Source organism: Achromobacter sp. RTa, assembly GCF_000757485.1.
Taxonomy (GTDB): domain Bacteria; phylum Pseudomonadota; class Gammaproteobacteria; order Burkholderiales; family Burkholderiaceae_B; genus Achromobacter.
The window spans coordinates 448,266-463,366 of record NZ_JPYO01000045.1; the positions used below are offsets into that span (position 1 = coordinate 448,266).

The window sequence follows — 15,101 nt, forward strand, 5'->3', positions numbered from 1 at the left end:
TCACGCAACCCGCCACAAAGGACCACCCATGAACTACCGCCGCCTCGGCCGCAGCAATCTCCGTGTATCCCCGCTATGCCTGGGCACCATGATGTTCGGGGAGCAGACGCCCGACGACGAAGCCGCGCGCATCGTCGCGTCCGCGCGCGACCACGGCCTGAATTTCATCGACACCGCCGACGTCTACAACGGCGGCCGCTCCGAGGAAGTGGTGGGCAAGCTGTTGAAGGGCCAGCGCCACGACTGGGTGCTCGCCAGCAAGATCGGCAACCCGGTAGGCAAGGGCCCGAACCTGTCGCACTACTCGCGCCAATGGCTGATCCGCGGGGTAGAGACCAGCCTGTCGCGGCTGGACACCGACTTCATGGACATCCTCTACCTGCACCGCGACTACCACGAAGAGAACCTGGAAGAGGCGCTGTGGGCGCTGGGCGACCTGATCCGCGCGGGCAAGCTGCGCAGCTTCGGCCTGTCGAACTTCCGCGGCTGGCGCATCGCCGAAGTGATGCGCCTGTGCGAGAAGATGGGCGTACCGCAGCCGGCGGTGTGCCAGCCTTACTACAACATGCTCAACCGCGGCCCGGAAGTGGAAATCCTGCCGGCCTGCAAGCACTACGGCCTGGGCGTAGTGCCCTACAGCCCGATCGCGCGCGGCGTCTTGACCGGCAAGTACCTGCCGGGCCAGGCGCCGGCGGCGGACACGCGCGCCGGGCGCGGCGACGCCCGCATCCTGGCGACCGAGTTCCGCGAGGAATCGCTGCAGGTCGCCCAGAAACTGGTGGCGCACAGCGCGGCGCGCGGCGTGCAGCCCGGGCACTTCGCCACCGCCTGGGTGCTGGCCAATCCCGTCATCACCGCCGTCATCGCCGGGCCGCGCACCTTGGCGCAGATGGACGACTACTATGCCGCCCTGGACGTTTCCATCACGGCCGAGGACGAAGCCGTCGTGAACGGCTGGGTGGTTCCGGGCCATGCGTCCTCGCACGGCTACAACGATCCCAACTATCCCTTCTACGGCCGGCCCGTCGCGGCAGCCTGAGGCGCGCCGTCCCGCTTGCGGGCGGCGCGCGTCCAGGCCGCCCGCGTCATGCCTTGCGCAGGCCCGCCGGCGGAAGGGGCGCGGCGGCCTCCGATTCGGCGGGCTGCTCGCCGCGTCCGATCAGCCAGGCGCACGCCGCCGACACCACGCCCGAGAACAGCACGTACAGGCAGATCAGCCAGGGCTGGCCGCCTCCCGTCTTCAACAGCGCGGTCGCGATGATGGGCGTGATGCCCGAGGCGAAGATCCCCGAGAATTGGTAGACGAAGGAAATGCCGGTGTAGCGCACCTTGGCGTCGAACAGCTCGCAGAACAGCGCGGCTTCCGGCCCGTACACGGCCGCGTACAGGATGCCGAAGGGCACGATGATGGCCAGCCAGATCAGCATGACGCTGCCCTGGCTGTTCAGCATCAGCCAGAAGCCGGGGAAGGACGCCGCGGCGGTAATGAGCGAGCCCCAGAAATAGACCCGCGTGCGCCCGACGCGGTCGGACAGGCGGCCGAAGAAGGGAATGAAGAAGCACATGACCAGGGCCGCGGCCATGACGCCGATGAGCGCCTCGGTGCGCGTGATCTGCACGGTCTGCGTGAGGTACGAGATCGAGAACACGCCGAACACGTTGAAGAACACCCCGTCGATGTAGCGCGCGCCCATGCCCTTGAAGACATTGCCCGGATAGCGCTTGAACATATCGGCAAACGGGATGCGGCTTTCGGCGTTGTTCTTCTTGACCGCCGCGAATTCGGGCGTTTCCTTGATGTTCAGCCGGATGTACATGCCGACCGCCACCATGACCGCGGATACGAGGAAGGCGATCCGCCAGCCCCAGGCCATGAACTGCGCGTCGGTCAGCAGGGTGGACAGTAGCGCCACCGTGCCGGAGGCCAGGCACAGGCCGATCGCCAGCCCGATCTGCGGCAGCGAGGCGTAGAACCCCTTCTTGCCGGGCGGCGCGTACTCGTAGGCCATCAGCACCGCGCCGCCCCATTCGCCGCCCAGTCCGATGCCCTGGAATACGCGCAGGAGCAGCAGCAGGATCGGCGCCCAGATGCCGATGCTGTCGTAGGTGGGCACCAGGCCGATCAGGAAGGTGGCCACGCCCATGATCATCAAGGTCATCACCAGCATGCTCTTTCTGCCGATGCGGTCGCCGAAGTGGCCGAAGATCAGCCCGCCAAGCGGCCGGGTGACGAATCCCACCGCGAAGGTGGTGTAGGCCAGCATGGTGGAGATCACCGGATCCCCGGCGGGGAAATACAGCTTGTTGAACACAATGCCCGCGACGACGCCATACAAGAAAAAGTCGTACCACTCGATGGTGGCGCCGATCAGCGACGCGGCGACGACCCTGCGCACCGCGGCTTCGTTCTGCTTGGCCATGTCTAGTCTCCTTTGGTGTGGTGGCGGGCCAATCTGCGTTGTCCTGCGCCATGGGATCAGGCGGCGATCTGTTGCGCCTGCCTGATGTCCTGCCTGAGGTCCTGCAAAATGAAGTCGGCCGCGCGCTCGGCCAGCATCACCACCGGCACGTTGGTGTTGCCGGACACGAGCGTCGGCATGATCGAACAATCCACCACACGCAGCCCCGCCACGCCATGCACGCGCAGGCGCTCGTCCACGACCGCCATGGGGTCGCTGTCCGGCCCCATCCTGGCGGTGCCCGACGGGTGGAAGATCGTGGCCCCGTGTTCGCGGCAGAAGTGCAGGATCTCGTCGTCCGCGCGCACGTCCGGCCCGGGGCGGAACTCGCGCTTCATCATCCCGGCCAGCGGCGGGGTGGTCGCGACCTTGCGCGCGTACTTCACGGCGGCCACCACCATGCGGCGGTCCAGTTCCGTGGACAGGTAGTTCGGCTGCATGGACGGCGCTTCGAACGGGTCCGCGCTGCGCAGGCGCACGTAGCCGCGCGACGACGGCCGCAGCTGGCACACCGAATACGTGCAACCCGAGAACGGATGCACCTTGCCGCCGGCCAGGTCGGCCGATAGCGTGGCGAAATGGAATTGGGTGTCCGGCGTGCGGCTGGCCGGGTCGACCCGGCAGAACAGCCCGCCCTGGTTGATGCCCACGGCCAGCGGGCCGCTGCGGAACAGCAGCCATTCCAGCCCCATGCGGGCGCGCCCGTGCAGGGTGCGCAACTGGTCGTTGGTGGTGATGGGGCGGGTGGTTTCGTAGATCAGGCGGATCTGCAGGTGGTCCTGCAGGTTCTCGCCCACGCCGGGCAGATCGCGCACGACGCCGATGCCGAAGCGGCGCAGCAGCGCGGCGGGGCCCACGCCCGACAGCTGCAGCAGCTGGGGAGACTGCAGCGCGCCCGCGCACAGCACTACCTCGCGGCGGGCGCGCACCGTGCGTACCTGCCCGTGCTGACGGTAGCGCACGCCGCAGGCCCGGGTGCCCTCGAACAGGATGGCCATGGCATGCGCGTCGGTCTCCACGCGCAGATTCGGGCGCCCCTGCGCGGGCCGCAGATAGGCGACGGCGGTTGAGCAGCGGCGGCCGTTGCGGGTGGTGAGCTGGTAGTAGCCCACGCCTTCCTGGTCGCCGGTGTTGAAATCGTCCACGCGGGGAATGCCCAGGCTTTCGGCGGCCGCGATCAGCCCCTGCACCAGCGGATGCGGCGTCTTGATGGACGTGGCATTGAGCGGGCCTTCGGTGCCGCGCGTGGGCCCGGGGCCCAGGTCATTGTTTTCCAGCTTGCGGAAGTAGGGCAGGCAGTCGTCCCAGCTCCAGCCCGGGTTGCCGGCGGCGGCCCAGGCGTCGTAGTCGCGCCGCTGGCCGCGGATGTAGATCAGGCCGTTGATGGAGCTGGAACCGCCCAGCGTGCGGCCGCGCGGCCAATAGATGCGCCGGTCCAGCATGTTGGGGTCGGGGTCCGTGTAATAGCCCCAGTTCACCACTTTGTGGAACATCGTCTTGCCGTAGCCGATGGGGATGTGTATCCATGGGTAGCTGTCCCTGGGCCCGGCTTCCAGCAGGCACACGGAATGCTTGCCGTTGGCGCTCAGCCGGTTGGCCATCACGCATCCGGCCGAGCCGGCGCCTACCACGATGTAATCCACGGTATCGGACATGTCCGCAAGCTCTCCCTGCAGCAGGGCGCCGCGCGCCTGGCCGGAGTCCGACGGCGCGTTTACCCTGCTTGTCGTTGTGGGGCGCACTTATATACTGGATCGATGACGAAGGTCCGGCATCGCGCGGGCCTTCGTGCATTTGTGGCGATTCTAGGAAGCGGGCGCGCAGCGCAAAGCACAACGCGCGCCAGGGCGGAAAAGTGGAACAGAATATGCAGATTCGGTTTCAAAATCGCAGTGCAGCATCGGCGGCAGGCGCCGCCGAAAGCGCGGCCGGCGAGACACACGACGCATCCCGCTCGCTACGCGCGCTGCTGGTGCTGGAGCACCTGGCGCGCGCGCAGCACCCGCCCACGCTGGCGCAGCTGGCGCAACGGCTGGACATGCCCAAAACCACTCTGATGCGCCTGCTGGCGGCCATGCAGCGGGCGGGCTTCGTCGCCGCCACGCCTACCGAGAACGGCTACGTGCCGGGCCCGCAAGCCTCGGTGCTCGCCCTGGCCACGCTGCGCGCATCGGCCTTCACGCGCGCATGCCGGGCCGTGCTTGCGCAACTGGTCGGCACCCTGGGCGAAACCTGCAACCTCACCGCGCCCGACGGCGATCGCGTGATCTACATGGAGCGGGTAGAAACCACCGAGCCGTTGCGGCTGTTCTTCGCGGTGGGCAGCCACGTGCCCATGCATTGCACCGCCAGCGGCAAGTTGTTCCTGGCATCCATGAACCGCCTCGAACGCGGCCGCGTGCTGGCGCGATTGCCGCTCACGCGCAACACGCCGCGCACCTTGACGGATCCGGCCAGGCTGGATGACGAACTGGAGCGCCTGGCCGCGAAAGGCATAGGTATCGACAACGAAGAGTTTGTGCGCGGCATGAGCGCGGTGGCCGTGCCGGTGCGCGACGCGGAAGGCCGCGTCGTGGCGGCCGTGGCCTGCCATGCGCCCACGGCGCGGGTGATGCTGGACGAACTGCTGCGCGCGGTGCCCGTCCTGGAGCGCGCGGCGCAATCCATGCGCGAGGTGCTGGCGCAGCACCGCGCGGGCGCATGACTGCGGGCCGGGTTCAGGCCGAGGGCGTGAAAAGCTCGGGCGGCAGCTTGGCGACGGCGTCGTACGTCAGGCGGATGTGGCTGGCGAGCAGGGCGCAGGCGCGGTCGGCGTCGCGGGCGAGCGTGGCGTCCAGAATGCCTTGGTGCTCGTCGTGCAGGTCGCGCGCGATGGGCCTGCGCGTGACGGTCAGGCGCCGGTAGCGTTCTGCCTGTTGGTAGAGGATGCCCAGGAAATGATGCATCCAGCGCGAAGGACAGGCGCGGATGAGCTCGCGGTGGAAGTCGCGGTTGCGCTGTTCCCACTCGTCGAAACGCGCGTCGGGATCGGATGCCAGGCGTTGCTCGGCCTTGCCCAGGCGGTGGAATGCGGCAAGCACGGCGCTTTCCCAGTCGTCGTCGCCGACGGCGATGGACTGGCGCAGGGCCTCGGTTTCGAGCAGCACGCGGTTTTCGGTGATGTCGCGGAAGTCGTCGAGCGAGATGGGGGTGACGTGGAAGCCGCGCTGCCCCTGCGCGATGACGAGGGCGTCCGACACCAGCAGCGCCAACGCTTCGCGCAGGGTGCCGGCGCCCACGCCGTAATCGTCTTTCAGATGTTCCACGCGCAGGCGCGAGCCGGGCGGCAGCTTGCCCTGGATGATGTCGCGGCGCAGGTTGACGTAGGCCGCGCCGACCAGGGTATTGGCCGAGGCGGCGTGGGCAAGCGGGGGGAGCAGGGTGCCTTCAGACATGGCGCTACTTTATCATGCCCTCCAAAAATCTCGATAAAAATTGTTGACGCCGAGATTTATGCTGCTTATCGTAAAAAAGACGCCGCCCGGAATGACCGGCACAAAGCCGGCGGCAGGCGCACAGGAGACAAGCAGTGATAAGGCTACAAGACATCCGGCGCGCCGCCGGCTGCCTGGCGGCGCTTGCCGTGCTGGCGGCAAGCCCCTCGGCCCGCGCCGACGACTGGCCCGCGCGGCCGGTGACCATCCTGGTCAACGGCGGGCCCGGCAGCCTGCCCGATCTGTTCGCGCGGCCGCTGGCGGAGCGGCTGCACAAGGCCCTCGGCCAGCCCGTCGTGGTGGAGAACAAGCCGGGCGCCGGCGGCATGCTGGCCATGCAGCAGCTCAAGTCCGCGCCCGCGGACGGGCACACGCTGGCGCTGGTCACCAATGCGCACCTGGTCTGGAACCCCTATATTTTCCCGGCGCTGACCTACGATCCGGCGCGCGACCTGCAGCCGGTCAGCCCCTTGGCGATCATCCCGATGGCGCTGACCGTCAACGACAGGATGCCCGCGCAGTCGCTGGACCAGTTGCTGGCGATAGCGCGCCAGCAGCCGGGCAAGCTGAACTATGCGTCCTCGGGCAACGGCAGCCCGCCGCACGTGCTGTTCGAAATGCTGCGAGAGCAGGCCGGCGTCGACATCATGCACGTGCCGTTCAAGACGGGCACCGGCGCGCTGAATTCGGTGCTGGCCGGAGACACGCAGATGTACTTCGCGGGCACCGCCCTGGTCGAGCCCATGGTCAAGGACGGCCGGCTGCGTGCGCTGGCGATCAGCGAAGCGGTGCCGGACGCGGCTTTCGGCAAGGCGCCCACGCTGGCCGAACGCAACTTCCGCGGCTTCGAAGGCGCCGTATGGCTGGGCATCGCGGCCAGGTCCGGCACGCCCGATGCGATCGTGCAGCGGCTCAATGCCGAGATCGGCCGCGCCCAGCAGGACGGCGCGCTCAAGCAGATGTACGCCAGCCACGGCTCGTTGCCGTATCACCTGGCGGCGTCCGCGTTCGCCCAGCGGGTTTCCGCGGAACGCGACGCCTCGGGCCCCGTCTTGCGCAAGCTGGGCATCAAGCCCGATTGACTACCATTCCTCCTTCAACCCAACTTCTCGGCTCCGCTCGCGGGGCCGGCGCCGCCTTATGAATCTGATCGAAGACATCGTTGAAAACTCGCCCTCCATCCGCGCCGTCCGCCGCGACATCCACGCCCATCCGGAGCTGGCCTTCGAGGAGAACCGCACGTCGGATCTGGTGGCCGGGCTGCTGGAAAGCTGGGGCATCGCCTTGCATCGCGGATTCGGCAAGACCGGGCTGGTGGGCGTGATCCGCAACGGCAGCTCGCCCCGCACGGTGGGGCTGCGCGCCGACATGGACGCGCTACCCATGCACGAGGTGAACCGCTTCAGCCACGCCAGCAAGCATCCGGGCGTCATGCACGCCTGCGGCCATGACGGCCACACCGCCATGCTGCTGGGCGCGGCGCAGCACCTGGCCCGCCACCGCAACTTCGACGGCACCGTGTACCTGATTTTCCAGCCGGCCGAAGAACGCGGCGGCGGCGCCCGCGAAATGATGCGCGACGGCCTCTTCGAGAAGTTCCCGATGGAAGCGGTGTTCGGCATGCACAACATGCCCGGCATTCCGGTGGGCTGCTTCGCCTCGTCGCCCGGGCCCGTGCTGGCGTCCAACAGCGAATTCCACGTCACCATACGCGGCAAGGGCGGCCACGCGGCCATGCCGCACCTGGCCATCGATCCCATTCCCGCCGCGGCCCAGATGATCGAGGCCTTCCAGACCATCATCAGCCGCAACAAGAAGCCGCTGGAGACGGCGGTCATCTCGGTGACCACGGTGCAGGCGGGCGGGGTAGTCAACGTCATCCCCGACACCTGCGAACTGCGCGGCACCGTGCGCGCCTATACGCGCGAAACCCTGGACCTGATCGAGCGCCGCATGGGCGAGGTCGCGCAGCACGTGGCCGGCATGTTCGGCGCAGAATGCGATTTCGTCTTCACGCGCCACTATCCCTCGACCATCAATCACGAGGCCGAGACTACCTTCATGCGCACCGCGCTGGCCGCCGTCGTGGGGCAGGATCGCGTGCTGGCGCAGGCGCCCATCATGGCGGCCGAGGACTTTTCCTTCATGCTGGAAGAAGTGCCCGGCAGCTATTGCTTCATCGGCAACGGCGACGGCGATCACCGCGAGTCCGGCCATGGCGAGGGGCCCTGCCTGGTCCACAACACCAGCTACGACTTCAACGACGAGCTGTTGCCCATCGGGTCCAGCGCTTTCGTGAAGCTGGTGGAAAACTGGATGCCGCGCGGCTAGGCCTGCAGCTTCGGCGCGTTCCGCAAGGCCAGCCACAACACGCCCGCCGAAGCGGCGGCAAGCGCCGCCAGCATCCAGGCCGGCCCCGCCCAGTCCAGCATCATGCCGGCGGCGGCGGGGGCCAGGATCCGGGTCAGCGAGAACACGCTGGACTGGATGCCGTAGTCCAGCGCCTGCAGGCCCGGGCGGGCGTGCGCCATCATCAGGCCGAAGGCGAGCGCGGCGGTCGCGCCCATGGCGGCGGCGATGCCCAGCGCGCAAACGATCAGCACCGCGGGCGGGGCCTGCAGCGCGACGGCCGCGGCCAGCGCGAGCAGCGCGGCAAAGCTTGCCGCCGCATGGGCGGGCGCGGCAAGGCCCGGGCCTGCGCGTTTCAGCCCGCGCGCGCCGACCGCGCTGGCGGCGGCTCCGACGGCGCCGCCCGCCACGCCTACCAGCCACGCCACGCGGTCGGCGGGCAGGCCCTGGTCCAGCAGCAGCGGCTTCAGGTAGAACCAGCCCGAACCGATGAAGGGAAACAGCAGCGCCAGCAAAGGCAGCCAGCGGCGGCTCGCATCCAGACGGAAGTACTCCAGCAACTGGGCGGACGCGGCGGGCATCCGGGCCGCTACGTCCGGCTGGCCGGCCTCGTCTTCGTTGCGGATCAGCAGGATCAGCGCCGCGCCCAGGGCCAGCGCGCCCGCCATGATGAGAAAAGGCGCGTGCCAACCCCAGCGCGACTGCGCCAGCAGCATCAGCCCGCCGCCCGCGATGGCGCCCAGGCACAGCGCCATGGAGCGGATGCCGCCTGCCCACGCCCGGCCGGACGCGGGCAGCACACGTATCGCCAGGGCATTGACGGGCACGTCGGCCCAGGTGCCGGCGAGCGCGGCCGCGGCGGCCAGCGCGAACAGCGTCCAGCGTTCGTCCAGCAGTTCGCGCCAGCCCAGCGCGCACAGCACGGCCGCATAGGCCAGCAGCAGGCCGGCCGCCCAGCCGCGATAGGCGCCTCGGCGCCGGCCGCGGCCGTCCAGCGGCATCGCGAGCAGGAACTTGAACACCGTGGGCAGGCTGGCCAACTGGAACAATCCGATGGCGGTGCCGGACCAGCCATGCTGGCGCAGCACCAGCGGCAGGCCCAGCCACAAGTACACCCCGGGCGCGGTCAGGGCCAGGTTGAGCCAGCCGAACAGCGCCTGCCGCAGCCCGTTGCGCAGGGCCGGCGTCATGGCGCCGCCTTGCGCGCGGACAGCACGCGCAGCGGCGCCAGCGGAAACGAAACGGAGTCGAAGCCGCGCACCTCGGCGTAGCCGCAGTCGGCCAGGGCCTGCCGCAGTTCGCCCGCGCGCGTCACGTTCCGGCCCAGCATCATCATGGGCAGATAGAAAGGCAGCACGCGGGCCGCCGCGCTCGCGTCCTCGGGGATTTCGGCGTGCGCCATGACCAGCGTTCCGCCGGGCGCCAGGGCATCGCGCATCTTGCGCAGCGCGGCGGCGGGATCCGGCAGGAAGTGCAGCACCGACGAACACCAGATCAGGTCGTAGCCCTGGCCGATGTCATCGCGCGCCAAGTCTCCGCCCAATACCGCCAGCCTGCCCGCCAGCCCCGCGCGCGCGATGTTCTCCTGGGCCACCGCGGCGGTTTCCGGCCAGTCGAACACGACGCCGCTGGCGTCGGGACGGTTTTCCACGAGCGCGATGGCGATCAGGCCAGGGCCGCCGCCCAGGTCCAGGATCCGCCGCGCCTGGCGCGCCTCGGGCACGCAGGCCAGCGCTTCCAGCGCCGCGGGCACGGCCACGGCGCGCTGTTCCTGTCCGATCTGCACGCGCGCGGCGTCGGCCCAGCCGGCGGCGTTCGTCTGCACGTAGGGCGCGGGTTGCGGGGCGTCGCGCCGCAGCAGGCCGGCCAACTGGCCGCCGAAACGATTCAGCGCGCCCAGCCGGTAGCGCCATGCGTCCGCGCAGCAGGCGGGCTGATCCCTGCAGAAGTATTGGCGCGCGTGGGGCCGGCACAGGTAGAGGATCGGATCTCCGTCCACGCGCTGCACCAGGTCCATGCTCCAGAGCAGGTCCAGCAGGTGGCCGGTGCGCGCCGGATCCAGAGCCAGCGCGGCGGCGACTTCTTCGGCGCTGGCGGGCTGCGCCAGCCGGTCCAGCACGCCGAGCTCCAGCGCGGCGTCCAGCGCCTGGCCTTGGACCGGCGCGGCGGCCAGGTCCCAATAGCGTTGCAGGGGATGAGGGATGGGCATGGCGTGAAGCTCCTTGCTGTTTGGGTAGCCCTAGATGCGCCAGGTGAGGCGCAGGCCGGCTTCGCGCGGCGGGCTGTAGACCGTGACGATGCCGTTCTGGTAGCCGACGGCGTCGTAGCGGCGGTTGGCGAGGTTGTTGACGTAGGCGGAGATCTCGACCTGGCGCACGGTCACGCCGGCGGCCAGGTTGATCAGCCCATAGCCATTGCGGCTGTAGCGGTTGGCGGCGTCCAGGTAGACGCGGCCGGTGCCGGTCAGGGACGCTTGCGCGTACCAGCCGGCGGGCGCGTCGTAGCGGGCGCTCAGGAAGCCGTTGATCCGCGGCGCGAACGGGTTGTCGTTGCCGGCGTAATCGGCGGCGCCGTCCCGGAAACCGGAGAAACGCGTGCGGTTCAGCCCAAGGCCCGCCTGCAGCGACCAGCCGTCGCCCAGCAGGTATTCCAGTTCGAATTCCGCGCCGATGGAGCGCGCCGATGCGGCGTTGGTCACGTAGACGAGCCCAGGCAGCGGCATCTGCTGCACCTGCATGTTTTTCACGGTCATCACATAGACGGCGCCCGAGTAGCGCAGGCGATTGCCCGCCAGCCAGCCCTTGGCGCCGATCTCATAGGAGCGCAGCGTTTCGGGCTGGTAGGGCGCGTAGTCGGCGGCCGGCGAAAACACGTTGAAGCCGCCCGCGCGGAAACCGTCGGCCACCGAGGCGTAGACCTGCTGGCGCGGTGCGTACGCATATTGCAACGCGATGCGCGGGGTAACGCGGGTCCAGTCGGAGCGCCGCCGCGTATCGCCTTGCGGGCTGAAGCGGATTTCATCGCGTTCGAGGCGCGCGCCCGCTTCCAGCGTCCAGCGCTCGGCCAGTGGCAGCGTCCAGTGGGTGAAGGCCGCCGCCGAGTTTCCACGCAGATTCACCACGCTCTGCGTCAGGCCGAGAGGCATCTTCTGCGTATTGCGCAGATCGTGGTCGTCTCCGTCCGCATACACGCCCGCCAGCCAACGCGCGCCGCGCCAATCGCCTTCCAGCCGGAACTCCTGCGACAGGTTGCGGAAGCGATGGTCGCGGGCGATGTGCAGCAGATCGGCGGGCAGGAAATCGGTGTCCTGCTGCACGCGGTCGCGGAAGTCGTTCCAGGCGGTCACGGACGACAGGCGCAGGCCCGAGTCGAAATCGTGGCGCACGGCAAGCGATGCGCTGCGGCCGATGGAGCGGTTCCAGCTGGGTGTGCCCGAGGCAACGGTGGCGCGCGGCGCGGCGGGCGACCCCCACAGCGCCGCGCCGTCGCGATAGTCCTGCTGCGCATAGCGCAGCGTGGCGTCGGTTTGCGCCGACGGCGTCCAGCGCAGGGCCAGCTTGCCGCTGCGCAATTCGCGGTCGTCTTCGCGCTTGCCGGTGTAGGTGTTGTCGATGAATCCGTCCTGGCTGCGCCACGTGCCGGCGACGCTGGCGTAGAGCCGGTCTTCCACCAGCGGGCCGCTGAAATCGAAGCGCAGGGCGCGCAGGTCGCGGCTGCCGGCTTCGGCGCTGAACTGGCCGCGCACGGTGTTGTCGGGCTGGCGGCTGTGGATGCTGATGACGCCGGCCTCGGCATTGCGGCCGTAGAGCGTGGATTGCGGCCCGCGCAGCACTTCGACGCGGTCGATGGCCAGCAGGGGATCGTCGTAGCCTTGCGCCGTCAGCGTGGGCACCCCGTCCACCACCAGCAGGGTCGACGTCGAAAACGAAAAGAAATTGGCGGACAGCCCGCGCATCACGGGAGAGTTGACGCCGGCCTGCCCGAAAGGCTGGAAGCTCAGGCCCGGCGTGATCGTCTGCAAGGCTTGAAGGCCGTGGATGCCCTGGGATTCCAGCATGTCGCCGTCGAAGACCGCCAGGCTGGCCGGCACCGATTCCAGCGCGCGCTCCTGTTTGTCGGCGGTGACGGTGATGGCGGACAGCTCGGCGGGAGCCTGCGCCTGGGCGGCGGGCGCGCCGGCCAGCCAGAGCAGGGCGCAGGCGGCTGGCGCGTAGGGGAGGGGCTTCGTCATCGGGATTCCTGTGCGGCGTCGCGGCCGCCATCGTTGTGCGGCCATCCCGGAAATGGTATTTCTTTATGCGAACGAATATCATTAGCATCCATATGCGTTCCGGATCCATTCGTATGCAAATCGGAGCGGCGGGCAAGATCCGGGCGCCGCCTCAGGAAAAACCATGTCCCTGCGCATTTCTTCCACGCTGGCCCAGCCGGCCGGCAGCCCTCGTCCCGGCTGGCTGCGCCATGCCTTGCCGCAAGAGCTGGGCGCATGCCATGCGGACCGGCTGGAACTGGACGATGGCCTGGCGCTGGTGCATTCGCGCTACGCGCCGGCGCGCGACCTGATCGAGGAGAACGCGGCCGGCCACGGCGCGCGCACGCTGGTCATCACTCTGGCCATGGAGGGCGTGTCGGCCTATCAGGGGGCGGATGGCTCGGCGCTGGACTTCCGCGGCGGCTACACCACGGTCACGGCGTTTCAGCGCAGCAAGGGAGAACGCCGCTACCTGGGCGGCGCCGCCATATCGCAATTGAGGCTGTTGGTAGGCGAAGGAGTATTGCGCCGATACGCGGGCGAGGAGCGCGCCGAGGCCCTATTGGGCGAAGGTCGGCTGCGCTGCCTGGCGCATATCCGCACCAGCCCCGAAACGGCCGCGGCGGCGGCCGCGCTGGCCTCGGGCGCAGACCCGCTGGAGGCCCATATCCGCGCGTTGACGCTGCTATCGCGCCAACTGCGCGGCCTTGCTCCGGCGCCCGCGCTGGGCGGGCTCAGCCAGGCCGACATCGTGCGCGTGGAAGCGGCGCGCGCCCTCATGAGCGAGCAGATGGACCGCGACCTCACCGTGCAGTATCTCTGCATTGCCGTGGGGCTGAACGAATTCAAGCTGAAGGAAGGTTTCCGCAAGCTGTACGGCAGCAGCCCGCATCGGCTGCTGACCGCGTTGCGCATGCAGCGAGCCTGGGAGCTGCTGGAAACCGGCTGCCAGGTGGCGCAGGCCGCCTACCGCGTCGGCTACCGCCATCCGGCCAATTTCAGCGCGGCCTTCACGCGCTTTCACGGCCGCGCGCCCAAGTCCGTGTTCGGCAAGCGCCGCTGAGTTAGCGGTCGGCGGCGGCGCGCGTCCCCGCGGCTTGCTACGGCGTATCCGCCTGCACCGGCAAATCGCGGTTGCGAGAGCGCAGCAGCATCGCGCTCAATGCCGCAGCCAGCGCCGCGATCAGCGCGCCCGCCAGAAACGTCATCTGGTATCCGCCGTTGAGCGCCGCCGTGGGCGCGGCGCCCGCCTGCGCGAGAGCGGCGCTGCGGGCCGCGGCCAGGCTGGCCAGCACGGCCAGCCCCAGCGAGCCGCCCATCATGAAGGCGGTGTTCACCACCCCGGAGGCCAGGCCCGACTGGCTGGGTTCCACGTCGCTCATCGCCGCCAGCAGCATGGGGTTGAAGGCCACGCCCGCGCCCAGGCCGAGCAGCAGCATGCCCGGCAGCACGTCCACGGCGAAGCTGCCGTCGACGGGCGCGCGCGAGAACAGCGCCAACCCCAGCGCGGCCATGAACAGGCCCGTGGCGAGCGGCGCGCGTATGCCGAAGCGCATTACCAGCTTGGCCGACAGGCCCAGCGAGAACGCCGCCATGATGAGGTTGGCCGGCAGGAAGGCAAGGCCGACTTCCATGGGGCTGTAGCCCAGCACCAGCTGCATGTATAGCGCCGACACGAAGAACCACGCGAACATGGCGGCGGCCCACAGCACGCCGACGATGTTGGCGGTGGCCACGTTGCGCAGGCGGAACAGTCCCAGCGGCATGAGCGGCGATTCCACCCGCGCTTCGATGACGAGGAACAGCGCCATCAGCGCGGCGGCCGCGCCCAGCAGCGTCAGCGATTGCGCGGAGGTCCAGCCGGCCTCGTTGCCGTTGACCACGGCGTACACCGCCAGCATGAGCGAGGCGGTGACCGCGAACGCGCCGGCCACGTCCAGCCGGGCGCCGCCCGCGGCGGGAGCGGCGGCGGGGATCAGGCGCAGGCACAGCGCATAGACCAGCACGCCGATAGGCAGGTTGACCAGGAAGATCCAGTGCCACGACAGCGCGCTGGTCAGCAGGCCGCCCAGCAGCACGCCGATGCTGCCGCCGCCCGCGCAGACGAAGCCGTACACGCCCATGGCGCGCGCCCGCTCGCCGGTCTCGGTGAAGAGATTCATGATGAGCGACAGCGACACAGCCGACACCACCGCGCCGCCCAGCCCCTGGGCCGCGCGCGCGCCGATCAGCAGGGCCTGCCCCTGCGCCAGCCCACAGGCCAGAGAGGCCAGCGTGAAAAGCGTCAGCCCCGCCAGGAACATGCGGCGGTGGCCGAACAGGTCGCCCAGCCGTCCGCCCAGCAGCAGGAAGCCGCCGAAGGTCAGCATATAGGCGTTGACCACCCATACCAGCGAGGTCTCGGTGAAATGCAGGTCCTGGCGGATCGAGGGGAGGGCGACGTTCACGATCGTGGTGTCCAGCACGATCATCAACACGCCCAGGCAGAGCACCAGCAGCGCCCACCATCGTTGCTTGCCGTGGATTCCATGCGTCATCGGGTATGGGTTCCTTGTTTTCGTGGTTTCG

The 15,101-nt window shown here is 69.2% G+C and carries 12 protein-coding genes; 5 read left to right on the top strand and 7 right to left on the bottom strand.

Features of this window, described 5'->3' with window-relative positions; genetic code table 11:
* Positions 1-28 precede the first annotated feature (28 nt).
* On the top strand, positions 29-1,039 hold the full coding sequence (locus JL37_RS26365; RefSeq protein ID WP_043547951.1) for an aldo/keto reductase: 1,011 nt from the start codon (positions 29-31) through the stop codon (positions 1,037-1,039).
* Positions 1,040-1,085: 46 nt separating this feature from the next.
* Here the strand turns inward: JL37_RS26365 and JL37_RS26370 are convergent, their stop codons facing one another.
* Both JL37_RS26370 and JL37_RS26375 read right to left on the bottom strand, forming a co-directional pair.
* A complete protein-coding gene (locus tag JL37_RS26370) occupies positions 1,086-2,420 on the bottom strand; it encodes an MFS transporter (protein WP_043547952.1) in 1,335 nt (444 codons plus the stop codon).
* 56 nt (positions 2,421-2,476) lie between these two features.
* Positions 2,477-4,114, bottom strand: coding sequence for a GMC family oxidoreductase (locus tag JL37_RS26375; protein ID WP_043547954.1), 1,638 nt, complete (start codon positions 4,112-4,114; stop codon positions 2,477-2,479).
* Positions 4,115-4,314: 200 nt separating this feature from the next.
* Here JL37_RS26375 and JL37_RS26380 point away from each other — a divergent pair, with 200 nt between their 5' ends.
* Positions 4,315-5,163, top strand: a complete 849-nt coding sequence (locus tag JL37_RS26380) for an IclR family transcriptional regulator (protein WP_043547955.1) — start codon at positions 4,315-4,317, stop codon at positions 5,161-5,163.
* 13 nt (positions 5,164-5,176) lie between these two features.
* On the opposite strand, the gene JL37_RS26385 is transcribed toward JL37_RS26380, so the two are convergent.
* Complete coding sequence (locus JL37_RS26385) at positions 5,177-5,893, bottom strand: GntR family transcriptional regulator (RefSeq protein ID WP_043547956.1); 717 nt, start codon at positions 5,891-5,893, stop codon at positions 5,177-5,179.
* Positions 5,894-6,027: 134 nt separating this feature from the next.
* Here JL37_RS26385 and JL37_RS26390 point away from each other — a divergent pair, with 134 nt between their 5' ends.
* Positions 6,028-7,014 carry a tripartite tricarboxylate transporter substrate binding protein gene (locus tag JL37_RS26390; protein WP_043547957.1) on the top strand — a complete coding sequence of 329 codons (987 nt, stop codon included), beginning with the start codon at positions 6,028-6,030 and terminating at the stop codon, positions 7,012-7,014.
* Between the two features lie 58 nt (positions 7,015-7,072).
* Positions 7,073-8,263 (top strand): M20 aminoacylase family protein, encoded by a 1,191-nt coding sequence (locus JL37_RS26395; RefSeq protein ID WP_043547958.1) that lies wholly within the window; start codon positions 7,073-7,075, stop codon positions 8,261-8,263.
* Here the strand turns inward: JL37_RS26395 and JL37_RS26400 are convergent.
* From JL37_RS26400 to JL37_RS26410, 3 genes are read right to left on the bottom strand one after another with little or no spacing between them, the layout of a single operon-like run.
* The gene (locus tag JL37_RS26400) at positions 8,260-9,471 is read right to left on the bottom strand and encodes an MFS transporter (RefSeq protein ID WP_043547959.1); all 1,212 of its coding nucleotides are present in this window, start codon (positions 9,469-9,471) and stop codon (positions 8,260-8,262) included. The two genes, JL37_RS26395 and JL37_RS26400, sit on opposite strands and share 4 nt — an antisense overlap.
* Entirely contained in the window at positions 9,468-10,490 is a 1,023-nt protein-coding gene (locus JL37_RS26405; RefSeq protein ID WP_043547960.1) for a trans-aconitate 2-methyltransferase, read from the bottom strand. Before JL37_RS26405 ends, JL37_RS26400 begins: the two co-directional genes overlap by 4 nt.
* A 30-nt stretch (positions 10,491-10,520) precedes the next feature.
* Entirely contained in the window at positions 10,521-12,512 is a 1,992-nt protein-coding gene (locus JL37_RS26410; RefSeq protein WP_043547962.1) for a TonB-dependent receptor, read from the bottom strand.
* Positions 12,513-12,675: 163 nt separating this feature from the next.
* Between JL37_RS26410 and JL37_RS26415 the strand changes: the two genes are divergently transcribed.
* Positions 12,676-13,596 (top strand): AraC family transcriptional regulator, encoded by a 921-nt coding sequence (locus JL37_RS26415; protein ID WP_043547963.1) that lies wholly within the window; start codon positions 12,676-12,678, stop codon positions 13,594-13,596.
* Between the two features lie 37 nt (positions 13,597-13,633).
* Here JL37_RS26415 and JL37_RS26420 read toward each other — a convergent pair whose 3' ends face one another.
* Positions 13,634-15,070 (bottom strand): MFS transporter, encoded by a 1,437-nt coding sequence (locus JL37_RS26420; protein WP_043547965.1) that lies wholly within the window; start codon positions 15,068-15,070, stop codon positions 13,634-13,636.
* Between the last annotated feature and the right edge of the window lie 31 nt (positions 15,071-15,101).

Coding starts and splice junctions, on each gene's coding strand:
- JL37_RS26365 (WP_043547951.1), top strand. CDS start 29: ATGAACTACCGCCGCCTCGGCCGCAGCAATCTCCGTGTATCCCCGCTA.
- JL37_RS26370 (WP_043547952.1), bottom strand. CDS start 2,420: ATGGCCAAGCAGAACGAAGCCGCGGTGCGCAGGGTCGTCGCCGCGTCG.
- JL37_RS26375 (WP_043547954.1), bottom strand. CDS start 4,114: ATGTCCGATACCGTGGATTACATCGTGGTAGGCGCCGGCTCGGCCGGA.
- JL37_RS26385 (WP_043547956.1), bottom strand. CDS start 5,893: ATGTCTGAAGGCACCCTGCTCCCCCCGCTTGCCCACGCCGCCTCGGCC.
- JL37_RS26395 (WP_043547958.1), top strand. CDS start 7,073: ATGAATCTGATCGAAGACATCGTTGAAAACTCGCCCTCCATCCGCGCC.
- JL37_RS26400 (WP_043547959.1), bottom strand. CDS start 9,471: ATGACGCCGGCCCTGCGCAACGGGCTGCGGCAGGCGCTGTTCGGCTGG.
- JL37_RS26405 (WP_043547960.1), bottom strand. CDS start 10,490: ATGCCCATCCCTCATCCCCTGCAACGCTATTGGGACCTGGCCGCCGCG.
- JL37_RS26410 (WP_043547962.1), bottom strand. CDS start 12,512: ATGACGAAGCCCCTCCCCTACGCGCCAGCCGCCTGCGCCCTGCTCTGG.
- JL37_RS26415 (WP_043547963.1), top strand. CDS start 12,676: ATGTCCCTGCGCATTTCTTCCACGCTGGCCCAGCCGGCCGGCAGCCCT.
- JL37_RS26420 (WP_043547965.1), bottom strand. CDS start 15,070: ATGACGCATGGAATCCACGGCAAGCAACGATGGTGGGCGCTGCTGGTG.